General features: G+C 42.8%; 13 protein-coding genes and 1 riboswitch. Of the genes, 8 read left to right on the top strand and 5 right to left on the bottom strand.

The genetic code is table 11. The features are described from left to right. Window positions 1-816, top strand: an 816-nt coding sequence (locus Q0C19_RS03715; protein ID WP_295052905.1) for a biotin/lipoyl-containing protein, incomplete at its 5' end; no start/stop codon positions are given. 24 nt (window positions 817-840) lie between these two features. Here the strand turns inward: Q0C19_RS03715 and Q0C19_RS03710 are convergent. Next, complete coding sequence (locus tag Q0C19_RS03710; RefSeq protein ID WP_295052904.1) at window positions 841-1,803, bottom strand: chemotaxis protein; 963 nt, start codon at window positions 1,801-1,803, stop codon at window positions 841-843. A gap of 146 nt (window positions 1,804-1,949) precedes the next feature. Here Q0C19_RS03710 and Q0C19_RS03705 point away from each other — a divergent pair, with 146 nt between their 5' ends. The 6 genes from Q0C19_RS03705 to Q0C19_RS03680 all read left to right on the top strand — a co-directional run bounded on the left by Q0C19_RS03705 (window position 1,950) and on the right by Q0C19_RS03680 (window position 8,661). Then, window positions 1,950-3,683 carry a molybdopterin-dependent oxidoreductase gene (locus tag Q0C19_RS03705; protein WP_295052902.1) on the top strand — a complete coding sequence of 578 codons (1,734 nt, stop codon included), beginning with the start codon at window positions 1,950-1,952 and terminating at the stop codon, window positions 3,681-3,683. Further along, complete coding sequence (locus Q0C19_RS03700) at window positions 3,680-4,855, top strand: aspartate aminotransferase family protein (RefSeq protein ID WP_295052900.1); 1,176 nt, start codon at window positions 3,680-3,682, stop codon at window positions 4,853-4,855. Before Q0C19_RS03705 ends, Q0C19_RS03700 begins: the two co-directional genes overlap by 4 nt. 1 nt (window position 4,856) lies before the next feature. Continuing rightward, on the top strand, window positions 4,857-5,846 hold the full coding sequence (locus Q0C19_RS03695; RefSeq protein ID WP_295052898.1) for an SAM-dependent methyltransferase: 990 nt from the start codon (window positions 4,857-4,859) through the stop codon (window positions 5,844-5,846). Between the two features lie 3 nt (window positions 5,847-5,849). Next, window positions 5,850-6,362 carry an ankyrin repeat domain-containing protein gene (locus Q0C19_RS03690; RefSeq protein ID WP_295052896.1) on the top strand — a complete coding sequence of 171 codons (513 nt, stop codon included), beginning with the start codon at window positions 5,850-5,852 and terminating at the stop codon, window positions 6,360-6,362. An 8-nt stretch (window positions 6,363-6,370) separates the two neighbouring features. Continuing rightward, a complete protein-coding gene (thiS, locus tag Q0C19_RS03685) occupies window positions 6,371-6,571 on the top strand; it encodes a sulfur carrier protein ThiS (RefSeq protein ID WP_295052895.1) in 201 nt (66 codons plus the stop codon). Window positions 6,572-6,638: 67 nt separating this feature from the next. After that, window positions 6,639-6,714: riboswitch (cyclic di-GMP riboswitch) on the top strand. Between the two features lie 39 nt (window positions 6,715-6,753). Then, complete coding sequence (locus Q0C19_RS03680; protein WP_295052893.1) at window positions 6,754-8,661, top strand: HD domain-containing phosphohydrolase; 1,908 nt, start codon at window positions 6,754-6,756, stop codon at window positions 8,659-8,661. Between the two features lie 18 nt (window positions 8,662-8,679). On the opposite strand, the gene Q0C19_RS03675 is transcribed toward Q0C19_RS03680, so the two are convergent. From Q0C19_RS03675 to fliL, 3 genes are read right to left on the bottom strand one after another with little or no spacing between them, the layout of a single operon-like run. Next, window positions 8,680-8,964, bottom strand: a complete 285-nt coding sequence (locus Q0C19_RS03675; RefSeq protein WP_295052891.1) for a hypothetical protein — start codon at window positions 8,962-8,964, stop codon at window positions 8,680-8,682. A gap of 4 nt (window positions 8,965-8,968) precedes the next feature. After that, window positions 8,969-9,325, bottom strand: a complete 357-nt coding sequence (gene acpS, locus Q0C19_RS03670) for a holo-ACP synthase (protein ID WP_295052889.1) — start codon at window positions 9,323-9,325, stop codon at window positions 8,969-8,971. Then, window positions 9,322-9,897, bottom strand: a complete 576-nt coding sequence (gene fliL / locus Q0C19_RS03665) for a flagellar basal body-associated protein FliL (RefSeq protein WP_295052887.1) — start codon at window positions 9,895-9,897, stop codon at window positions 9,322-9,324. Before fliL ends, acpS begins: the two co-directional genes overlap by 4 nt. A gap of 114 nt (window positions 9,898-10,011) precedes the next feature. Between fliL and Q0C19_RS03660 the strand changes: the two genes are divergently transcribed. Continuing rightward, window positions 10,012-10,806, top strand: a complete 795-nt coding sequence (locus tag Q0C19_RS03660) for an ABC transporter permease (protein ID WP_295052885.1) — start codon at window positions 10,012-10,014, stop codon at window positions 10,804-10,806. Between the two features lie 9 nt (window positions 10,807-10,815). Here the strand turns inward: Q0C19_RS03660 and Q0C19_RS03655 are convergent. After that, a partial coding sequence (locus Q0C19_RS03655; RefSeq protein ID WP_295052883.1) for a carbonic anhydrase occupies window positions 10,816-11,352 on the bottom strand: 537 nt, incomplete at its 5' end.

Below are 11,352 nucleotides of genomic sequence, written 5' to 3'. Positions count from 1 at the left end.
CGTGAAGTCGTTGAGAAAGGGGGATACGGCACATCAGTGACTCCGGTATCCCAGTTTTACTTTCAACAAGCGCTTAACAATGCTCTGATGGGACCATGGAAAAAAATCGCTCCGGGTTATGGAAAAATGGTATTGGGTTACTTCGGTAAAACTCCTACCGCACCTGATCCTGAGGTCGTACGTATTGCTCACGAGCAATTAAAACTTGAACCAACCACAGATAATGCAATTGACATTGCCGATCGTGATGAAACAAAGTCGATAGCGTATTGGACTAAAAAACTGAGCGACGAGGGAATTGAAGCGACGGATGAAAATATTTTTATCGCCGCTTCATGTGATGTCAAAGGGATTGCCTTCCTCAAAGGGGAAGCAACCGTTAATGTTCGAAAAATTAGCCCGAAAACGGCAACAGAAACAATTCAATCAACACTACAGGAGAATCTTATTATGGCAAATGGTACTTATACAGTAATCGTGGACGGACAACAATACAATGTACAAATCGTAGGTGGCAATGCAACCGTTCAAAGTGCAGCACCGGTCGCAGCGGCTCCGGTTGCAGTGGCGGCTCCGGTTGCACCGGCGGCTCCTGCTGTCAATGCAAACGCAATTTGTGCAGAACTTCCGGGTTCAGTCTTTAAACTTGTTGCTGCTGTCGGTGACAGTGTCAATGCAGGCGATAAAATTATGATTCTTGAAGCGATGAAAATGGAGATCGACGTTGTTGCTCCACGCAACGGAAAAGTAACATCAATCAATGTAAACGTCAATGATAAAATCGAAGCAGGTCAAGTTTTGGCGGTTGTCGAATAATTCGCTTTCTTCTTTCTCCCTCCCTTATCTAGGGAGAAGTTTTGTACTTGCCTCTCCCATTTTTTCTATAATCAATGATAAGATATTTTGACTTTTTGTTTTATCAATAAAACCATCTGCTCCCAAACTAGCCGCTTCACGCTTATTGTTTTCCCCCGTCATAGAACTGTTGACGATGATCGGAATCCCTTTGGTTTCTGCATTGGCTTTGAGAAGTTGAAGAACGGTAAATCCTGACATCTCCGGCATTTCAATATCGGTGATAATAGCCGGGATAGAGGCAGGATTCGGATGTCTTGAAACAAATTCAACTAAATCTTTTCCATTGTTAAACATTTGATATCCGATGTGTGCATGCTCGAAAATTTGTCGCAAATGGCGCTGCGCGGTTTTGGAATCTTCGGCAATCAAAACGACACCGTTTTTGAGTTTATCGGGAACGGTAATATTTTGGAGCGCTTTGGTTGCATTCTCTACATTCACCATTGCTTGAGGGATGACATCGGCTAAAAGTTTTTCGTAGTCAAGAATTAAACATAAACTTCCGTCATCAAGCCTTGTATCATTAATAATAAGGCCATCTTCTCCTAATCGGTAACTATCCGGAGAGTGCATCTCATTCCAGTTCTTTTTGATGACACGGTAAGCGAACATAATCCGAATTCCTATAATAATTCCGTTGAAATCACAGATCAAGAGATTCGATGATTTTTTCTTACTCTCTTCCATTTCGAAACCAAGCCATTTCGGAAGATTCAAAATCGGTATTTGGAGTTCACGTAAAACGATTGTACCTTCTAAAAGCGGATGGGCTCCGGGAATCTGTGTCAGATGGTGACGTTTTGCTTCGACTACTTCACGGGTTTTGAAAACATTGATGGCGTAGTAGGGTGATTCTTCGGCTATATCAATTTTAAAAACTAAAAGCTGTACTTCGTTGTTTCTTGCTAAGTTGGTTGCTGAATCGACGTGTTCTAAAAGAGACATAGTGACCTCAAATTATTTATATTCTTTAATGATATCCTATTCGTGGGTTTTTTTTACTAAAATCTAAAGGGTCTCAAGTGTAAAATGCGATTATGATGTTAAAAAATCTTTGTATGTATATTAATTATGAGTAAAAAGCTGAGCTGATGAATCAGACAACTGCCTGTCCTCTGGATTGTTATGATGCCTGCCGTATTGTTGTTGATGAGTGCGGAAAGCTTAAAGGAGATAAGTCTCACCCTGTTACACGGGGTTATTTATGCCCGAATCTTAACCATTTTACAGAACAAGAACGGATACTCTCTCCGAAGCTTCGAGGTGAAGAGATATCCATGGAAAGAGCGATCGAAGTACTGATTGAGGCATTGAAAAACTCAAAAAACGAGGATATCCTCTATTACCGCGGAAGTGGCAACATAGCGCTTATGCAAAGAGTGTGTGAACATTTTTTTGCTTCTATCAAGGCGATCGGAACATCGGGATCATTGTGTGACGGCGCCGGAGAAGCGGGTGTTTTGTTAGGACGGGGATATAATGAAGTATTGTCACCGCAGATGATCAAGGAGAGTGAGGTCATAATATTTTGGGGGCGAAATCCCCATACGACCCATTCGCATCTTTTACCGTTTTTAGAGGGAAAAACCGTTATTGTCATTGACCCGATAAAAACAGCGATGGCACAAAAAGCGGATCTGCATATCCAAATCAAACCTCATTGCGATATCCATTTAGCATTGCTGCTAAGCCGCTTTGCGATTATCGAAGGGTTGCATGATGAGGAGTTTTTAGAAGAGCATGCGACTGAATACAACGATTTTTATGAACTGACCCAAACGGTGAGGATTAAAGCGACTCTCGATGCGATTGATGTCACTTTGGGACAGATCGGAACGATGCTGGAACTCATGAAGGGGAAAAAAAGTGCTATTCTCGTCGGTGTCGGTGTTCAAAAATATCGAAACGGCGCCGATGTGCTTCGTTCTATTGACGGCTTCGGGGCTGTTATGGGGTTGTTCGGAAAAAACGGATGCGGTGTGAGCTATTTGGGTGATTCTTTAAGAGGTATTACCTTGCCGTTTGCTTCAATATCTCATCGCGTTAGTAAGCCAACCGCTGATTTTTCGAAGTATAATTGTGTTTTCGTTCAAGGCGGCAATCCTTTGGCTCAGATGCCTAACTCCACGAGGGTGAAAAGGGGATTTGATTTAGCAGGTTTCAGCGTCTATTTCGGACTGTATGAGAATGAAACTTCGCAAGCAGCGGATCTGGTGATACCGGCAAAAACATTTTTGGAAAAAAATGACTTTCGCAGTTCGTACGGTGATTATACCTTGCAGGAGATGCCGCAAATAGTCGAAAACGAAATAGGTATTAGCGAATACGCACTGACGAGCCGTTTATCTGAAGCTTTTGGGGTGGAGTTGATGAGTGAATCGTATTATTTGGATTTTTTTCGAAAACGAATCGACGTTCGTGATGGGGTAGGATATCATCGGGATATCCCTGATGTTCCGTATAAAACCGGATTCTCAAACGGTGAGTTTGCGTTTGCGGATGAAATCGATTTAGAGATAGATCAGGAGGAGGGGTTTTATCTCATTACCTCAAAATATGCGAAAGGGCTCAATTCGCAGTTTAAAAGAGCTGAGGGGGTCTGTTTTCATCCCGAAGCAGGGTTTGCGGAGGATGAGATTGTCCAACTTGCATCACCCTCGGGAACCGTCGACATGAGAGTACGTTATGACGAGCGGCTAAGGCGTGATTGTCTTCTGATCTATTCAGGTACCCCTGATGTAAATGTATTAACACCGCCTCACCTCAGTTATGAGGGGGAGAGTGCCGTGTATCAAGAAACTAAAATAAAGGTAACTAAAAAATGACTAAAAATTTTGACAACTATGTATTGCCCACGTACGGGCGCCAAAATATCAATTTTACGGCAGGAAAAAATGCTGTTTTGATTGACAGTGAGGGGAAAGAGTATATCGATTTTGCCGCCGGTATCGCTGTTTGCAGTGTCGGACATGCGAATGAGCGCCTGAGCAAAGCGATATGTGATCAAGTGAACAAAGTGATCCATGTTTCCAATCTCTATTATATTCAACCCCAAGCCGAATGTGCCCGTCGAATTGTACAACTGAGCGGTTATGACATGAAATGTTTTTTCGGCAACAGCGGTGCGGAGGCGAATGAGGGGGCGATCAAAATTGCCCGAAAATACGGTGAAGTAGACGGACAGCCTAAGCGTTATAAAATCATTACTTTGGATCATTCGTTTCACGGACGTACGATTACTGCGTTAAAAGCGACAGGACAAGAGTCAATGCACAACTATTTCGGTCCGTTTCCGGACGGATTTGTGTATGCCAAGAATATCGATGAAATCGAATCGCTGATTGATGAACATACCATCGCGGTAATGATTGAATTGGTCCAAGGAGAGGGTGGAGTCCAACCGCAGGATCGTGCCAAAGTTCAAGCACTCTCAGCAATGCTCAAATCACGGGATGTTTTGCTGATGGTGGATGAAGTTCAGACGGGAATTTACCGAACGGGTGAGTTTTTAGCCTCCAATCTCTATGGAATCGAGCCGGATGTGATTACACTGGCTAAAGGACTCGGCGGAGGGGTTCCGATCGGAGTTGTGATGACCGGCAAAAAAGATATTTTCGCCCCCGGCGATCACGGTTCGACATTCGGAGGTAACTACCTTTCGACGGCAGCGGCAAACGAAGTTCTGGATATCCTTACCGAGATCAAAGAGAGCGGCGAGCTGGATGAACATCTTCTCTATTTTGAAACGGCTTTGGCGAAGTTTGCGAGTGCCCATCCGGCTATCTTTTTAGAGCATGTCGGTTTGGGGATGATGCGCGGACTTCGCGTGGTTGATGCAGATACTCTGGGTAAAATCATCAATGCCGCACGTGAAGCGGGGGTAATCGTCCTCAAAGCCGGCCGTAATACGCTCCGCTTTCTCCCGCCGCTTACGATTACCAAAGGGGACATTGACGAAGGATTTAATCGCCTTGAAAATGCTATGAAGGCACTGTAGCGTGCGATTTTGCGAGTATATGAGTGATTGGCTCTACGGTAAAGAGGGGTATTATTCCTCGTATCGTCCTATCGGAAAAAAAGGGGACTTTTATACGGCCGTAAGCACGTCGAAATTTTTCGGTGGAACGATTGCCAAACATATTATTGCACGTCTCGATGATGGTTTTTTACAAACCGATTCGCTGATTTGCGAGATCGGTGCCCATCACGGCTATCTCTTAGCCGATATCATCGAGTTTATCCATACGCTGCGCCCGGAGCTATTAGAGACGCTCAGATTCGGGATCGTTGAGCGGTTTGAAAATCTTCAGGAGGCACAAACCTCTTATTTCAATGAATCCTTCGGTGACGCGGTCACTTTAGAACACTATAGTGATTTGTCAGAGCTGAATGAGGAATCGATATTTTTTATTGCGAATGAAATTTTTGACGCTTTTGAGTGTGAACTTTTTTACAAAGGGAAAATCGCACGGGTAGAGAATCATGAGATACTCTTCGATATTGACGATCCTAAAATATCTGCATTGGCTGAAAAATATAAGCATGATCGCGGTGAGATAGCAGTAGGATACGAATCGTTTGCGAGAGCAATGAAGAAGTGCTCGAAGAGATTTGAGTTTATGAGTTTTGATTACGGGGAATTGCAGGCGCGGAGCGATTTTTCCATCCGTGTGTATCAGGAACATCAGACCTTTCCTCTTTTCGATGAAGCATTAAGACTCTCCGAAGCCTTCGGTAAAACCGATATCACCTATGATGTCAATTTTACCCATGTTAAAGATGCATACGCAGAGTCCGAGATAGCGTGTGCGGAGTATTCCACTCAACTGGTCGCTTTGATCAAAATGGGGATTTTGGATCTGCTTGCAATGCTTAAAGAGCATGCGGGGGATGAAATTTATGCTCAAGAACTTGAAAAAGTAAAAATTCTGATCACCCCCTCTCTCATGGGAGAGCGGTTTAAAATGATTCGGTTCGTCAAGGAGTAGCTGATGCGTTTATGGGTAGCTTTATCTCTAAGTGTAAGCATCGCTTTTGCCGGAGTGCTTCATGATGGTGCTTACGAGGGTGATATCGGAAAAATTCGAAATTATCTGAGTACCCATAAAACCGTTGATGAACAAAACAGTGCCGGACTTACCGCACTTCATGTCGCGATCAAAATGGGTGATTTGAAAATATCGCAGTTTTTACTCGATAACGGCGCTGATATAAATGCGCAGGATTTTCAGGGCAATACGCCGCTTATTTTGGCCGTCAAGAAAAAAGATTTGGAGCTTGTGACCTTTGTCGTAATGCACCGTGCCGATGTAAATCTAGCCAATAATGAGGGCATTACGCCGCTTCATCAGGCCGCTTTCAGCGGCAATGAACCTGTGGCTGATTTTTTACTTAAAGCGCATGCCGATCCCCATCTAAAAAATAACGACGGGGCGAGTGCATACGATTTTGCGATTGCCAAGAAAAACTTTCAAATCGCCCAACTTATCAAAATGTCAATGTAGGAGAGTGTATGCAAATCAAAGTAAACGGTGAAATACGGGAACTCAATGAGGGAACAACAATGTTTGATCTTATTCAATCTCTCGGTCTTCAAGAGAGGGTAATGGCGTCGGCGCTTAACATGGAGATCGTCAAACAGGATGCATGGGGCACTGCCGTTTTAAAAGAGGGTGATACGATCGAACTGCTCGATTTCGTCGGGGGCGGTTGAGACGGCGTTATTTCAATAAACAATTTTAAATCTATTAAGAATTATAATAGTAGAATAAAAATATATGAAAATTCAAAGCCAAACCTGCTGTGAGGCAGGGACGGAAAGCTACGGGTCTCACGGGAGATAGTCGGGTTGCCATTCGTTGTCTTTGCTTTTAATGTTTATGAAATTGGAAAACAATGCAAAGAATCATCTTTAATAAAATTGCTCTTCTTATAATTCTTTTCTCCATCGGATTTTTATTTCTAGAATTTGAATACAAAAAATCAATCTATTTTCAAGAAAAAATTGACGATTTACAACTTCAGTATAACGACAAAGTCAAGACTTTTTCGACCGGCGGTACGGTTGATGTCAATGTCATTATCCGGAAAATGAACGAAAGCTTTGATGCACAGTACAGCTGGTATGCAGCGAAAGATTTTAAGTCAGATACGTTCATTCCGTTTAAAAATGAGATAAAACCTCATTTGGCTCATGAAGAATCATTCGTTTTGTATCGAATGAACTCCATTTCAACAAATACCATACGTGTTTTTGCGGCGGTTAAAGATTCACAAAACAGACTTAGCGGATACGTCGTTTTAAAACGCCAAGAGAGCGATATCAATAGAATTTATATCGAGCAGTATCTAAAATTTTTCTCTGTCCTCATTGTTCTTTATATTATCGGAATCTTTTATCGTAAACATGTGCATTCAATCGCTTTGCTTGATCAGTACAAGTCGGTTGTCGATAAAACAACACTGTTATCCAAAACTGATACCAAAGGGCGTATCACGTATGCCAATGAAGCTTTTATCGCGCTAAGCGGATACTCTCTAGCCGAACTGATGGGTAAACATCATAATATCGTACGCCACCCGGATATGCCATCGTCTACATTTAAAGAGATGTGGAAGACCATTCAAGAGGGGAAAATTTGGCACGGAAAGATAAAAAATAGGAAAAAAGACGGCTCTGCTTATATCGTCGATGCGACAATCATTCCGCAGAAGAATGAAAAGAATGAAATCATTGAATACATAGCGATTCGACATGATATCACCGAGTTTGAAGAACTCAAAGAGCTCCTGGAAAAAGATTTACAAGACAGCTCTCAGACGTTAAATGAGAAAATATCGCTGCTGGCTCAGTATGAAAGAGCGATTGAACAGTCGTCCTCGTATATTCGTACCGATCCTAAAGGGGTCATTACCTATTTAAACAATACGCATGAGCACTTAACTGGCTATGCAAAAGATGAACTTATCGGCTCGACTCACAAACGGCTGCGTGATGCGGCCACTCCAAGTTCGACATACCGAGAGCTGTGGGATACCATTCGAGAGAAAAGAATATGGAAAGGGATTATTAAAAATCGTACAAAAACCGGAGAGTGTATTTTCTTGGATACGATTATTGTCCCGATTCTTGATAAAAACGAAGAGATTCGTGAATACATGGGTATTCAGTACGATGTGACGGAATTGCTTTTATTGCAAGAGGATATTGTCGATACGCAGCGCGAAGTAATCTATAAAATGGGTGAGATCGGAGAAACCCGCAGCAAAGAGACGGGCAATCATGTCAAACGCGTTGCCGAATATTCACGTTTGCTTGCCATAAAAGCGGGGATGAGCGAAGAAGATGCCGATTTGCTGTATGCGGCGTCTCCGATGCACGATATCGGCAAAGTGGGTATTCCCAATAGCATATTGACAAAGCCCGGCAAACTCGACGATGGAGAGTGGGAGGTCATGCGCAGTCACTGTGATATCGGATTTAATATTTTAAAAAAATCCGAGAGGCCGATTTTAAAAGCTGCGGCTATTATTTCATACGAGCATCATGAAAAATGGGACGGCTCCGGGTATCCCAGAAGGCTTAAAGAGAAAGAGATCAATGTATTCGGCCGTATTACTGCGATTGCCGACGTATTCGATGCCTTGGGGACAAAAAGGGTCTACAAAGAAGCATGGGAACTTGATACGGTATTAGAATATTTTCAAAACGAAAGCGGAAAACACTTCGATCCGGAACTCACCAAACTGTTTTTGGAGAATATTTCAGAATTTCTTCTCATTCGCGATAAGTTTAAAGATTAAAAGAAAGAGTGAACGACGTTACGATTGTCGTTCAAGCAGCTTTTCATATTTGGTTTTTAAAATCAAATACTCTTTGTGCAGCGCTTCATACTCTTTTTTATAGTCAATCTCAATACTCTCTTCCGAAGTAGTCTGAGTCGATGGAGTGAGGACGATATAGGTCACCTCTTTTCCGTTTTCTTCTTTAACAACGGTTGGAAGTTCTCCGTTCATCGTTTTTTTGATCACGTTGAAAATACTGATGTGATGTTTGGAAGCATATTTTTGGATACTGATAAGTTCGGGAGATTGCATTTTTGTCATACTCTTATTTTTTTAATTGTTCTAATGCCACAACGGCAATGGTAAATTCTCCATCATGTGTGATTGATACGGAGGCATCGGTAATACCGAAATACTCACGTACACGAGGGGAGAGGGAAAGTTTAGGGGCACCCTTAGGCGTCTTGGACAGGATAATATCGTGAAAACCGCATTCGCTTCCGATACCGCAACCTAAAGCTTTGGCACAAGCCTCTTTAGCCGCCCAAAGACCTGCAAAGTTTTGATTGCTTTTGTATAAATGAATATCGTTTTGAGAGAGGACTCTATGAATAGCACGATCGCCGAAACGTTCTATAGTACGTTTCAAGCGGTCGGTTTTGATGAGGTCGATGCCGATCATTGCACCACGAAGTCTGTGAAGTAGACATTTTTGACTTTTCCGTCTTTGAGACGCGAATTTAAATCACGCACAATCTCTTCTTTGAGTTTTTCTTTCCCTTTGACGGTTGAAATCTCTTCAAGCGATTTAGAACTCAGAATTCTGATAATAATATCGCGAAAAACCGCTTTTTTCTCTTCAAGTTCCGGAGAGAGTTCTTTTCCATCCATTTCTAAATTCATTTCGCATTTAAGATAACGGCGGCCGCTTTCGCTTAAAAGATTAACGGTAAAATTTTCGAGAGGGAACATAATGCCCACTTCTGTGCTTACTTCACCTCCGCCGGAATGTGCTTCAGCTCCGCTCTCTCCAGCTTGTCCCGCTTCTGCAGAGTGTGTTGCGGCTACTTCAGTTTTTGCGCCGTGAGCAGCTTCCGCTTCTGCACTATTGTTCCCCATCATTAAGAAAGCAACAATCCCTCCGATCACTAGAATAAGCACCAATACGCCTATAATAATAATCAAGAGCATATTCCCCGATTTTTTCTTTCCTTCTTCTTCTGTTGCGTGCTCGTCTTTCTCTTTTTCCGCCATCCAATAGCTCCTGGGTAAAGTTAATTCTTTATTGTAGCGAGAAACTTATGAAATTTGCCACGTCTCATAATCGAAATTTTGGTAAACTTAGCAGATGAAAAGAAGGAAATTTTGATGGTAGAGAGACTTTTAGGCTATATCGGTCGTCCTTTCGTCCAGATATTTGACACGATTGAGCGGTTCGGGCTGTTTATTTTATTTCAATCACAGCTTTTTAAACTCTATCCGCTAGCTTTCAAACGGTATAAGATCGTATTGACACAGATCGAAGTGATCGGATTGGGATGTATGGGGGTTGTTACCCTTACCGCGCTTTTTACGGGAATGGTTGAAGCGATACAGCTTTATGGCGGTTTTCATCAGTTTGGAGTGGAAACGTTTATCGGATATACGATCTTTTTGTCGATTACCAAAGAGTTAGGGCCTGTTTTTGCTTCGTTGATGTTGATTTCCCGCTCGATCAGTGCGATGGCGGCGGAGCTGGGGACGATGCGCGTATCAGAGCAGATTGATGCCATTGATATTTTGGGGGTTAATTCCAAAGAGTATCTTATTACGCCGCGTATCATTGCAACCGTTATTTCGTTGCCGCTGCTGGTTATTTGGTTTGATTTTATCGCGATCAGTTCGGCCTATTTTATTTCGACAGGGGTTTTGGGAATCAATCCGATTGCCTATCAAGAGACCCTTATGCGGTTGGGTGAATTTAATGACATTATGACGGGCGTCATTAAGGCGGCGGTATTTGGATTTATCGTCAGTTCTATCGGTAGCTACATCGGCTATCACACAAGCGGAGGGGCACGCGGAGTAGGGCAATCGACAATCTACGCCGTTGTCTATTCTGCGGTAGCGATTTTTATCACCAACTATTTTCTCTCATCGCTCTTTTTATATTTGGATTGGTAGGAGAGAAGCTTACTCTCCCAATTCACTTAGCGGGCGGAACTGATAGATATCGGGGTCATAATATTCGATGGCACCCGTCTCAATATCGTAATACCATCCGTGGATAAACAATTTTTCTTCCTCGACTAATCTTTTCACATACGGATACGTGAGGAGATTTTCGATTTGGGTAATAATAGAGAGGCGTTCGGTTGCACGAAGCAATTCTTCGCTCAAAGCATTCTCCCCCAATGCAAGCATGGCCATTGATTTGGCTTTTTCTCCGAGGGTAAGCCATTTGGCCGTATGAATCATTGAGGTATCACAGGATGATTTATACAATGCTTCGATAGCGCCGCAGTGAGAATGGCCGCAGATAATAATCTCGGATACTTCTAATACTAATACCGCATACTCTATCCCTGCCGCCGTGGAGTGAAAATCTTCATCCGGTTTATAGGGGGCGACGAAATTACCGACGTTGCGTACGACAAAAAGATCACCGGGACTGGATTGGACGATAAGATCGGGGATGACGCGCGAATCAGAACAGCCGATAAAGAGGGC

This window comes from Sulfuricurvum sp. (genome assembly GCF_023250475.1).
Lineage (GTDB): Bacteria > Campylobacterota > Campylobacteria > Campylobacterales > Sulfurimonadaceae > Sulfuricurvum.
Note: the sequence above shows the minus strand (reverse complement) of the source record. Positions and strands in the feature narration are given on the sequence as shown.

Coding starts and splice junctions, on each gene's coding strand:
- Q0C19_RS03710 (WP_295052904.1), bottom strand. CDS start 1,803: ATGTCTCTTTTAGAACACGTCGATTCAGCAACCAACTTAGCAAGAAAC.
- Q0C19_RS03705 (WP_295052902.1), top strand. CDS start 1,950: ATGAATCAGACAACTGCCTGTCCTCTGGATTGTTATGATGCCTGCCGT.
- Q0C19_RS03700 (WP_295052900.1), top strand. CDS start 3,680: ATGACTAAAAATTTTGACAACTATGTATTGCCCACGTACGGGCGCCAA.
- Q0C19_RS03690 (WP_295052896.1), top strand. CDS start 5,850: ATGCGTTTATGGGTAGCTTTATCTCTAAGTGTAAGCATCGCTTTTGCC.
- thiS (WP_295052895.1), top strand. CDS start 6,371: ATGCAAATCAAAGTAAACGGTGAAATACGGGAACTCAATGAGGGAACA.
- Q0C19_RS03680 (WP_295052893.1), top strand. CDS start 6,754: ATGCAAAGAATCATCTTTAATAAAATTGCTCTTCTTATAATTCTTTTC.
- Q0C19_RS03675 (WP_295052891.1), bottom strand. CDS start 8,964: ATGACAAAAATGCAATCTCCCGAACTTATCAGTATCCAAAAATATGCT.
- acpS (WP_295052889.1), bottom strand. CDS start 9,325: ATGATCGGCATCGACCTCATCAAAACCGACCGCTTGAAACGTACTATA.
- fliL (WP_295052887.1), bottom strand. CDS start 9,897: ATGGCGGAAAAAGAGAAAGACGAGCACGCAACAGAAGAAGAAGGAAAG.
- Q0C19_RS03660 (WP_295052885.1), top strand. CDS start 10,012: ATGGTAGAGAGACTTTTAGGCTATATCGGTCGTCCTTTCGTCCAGATA.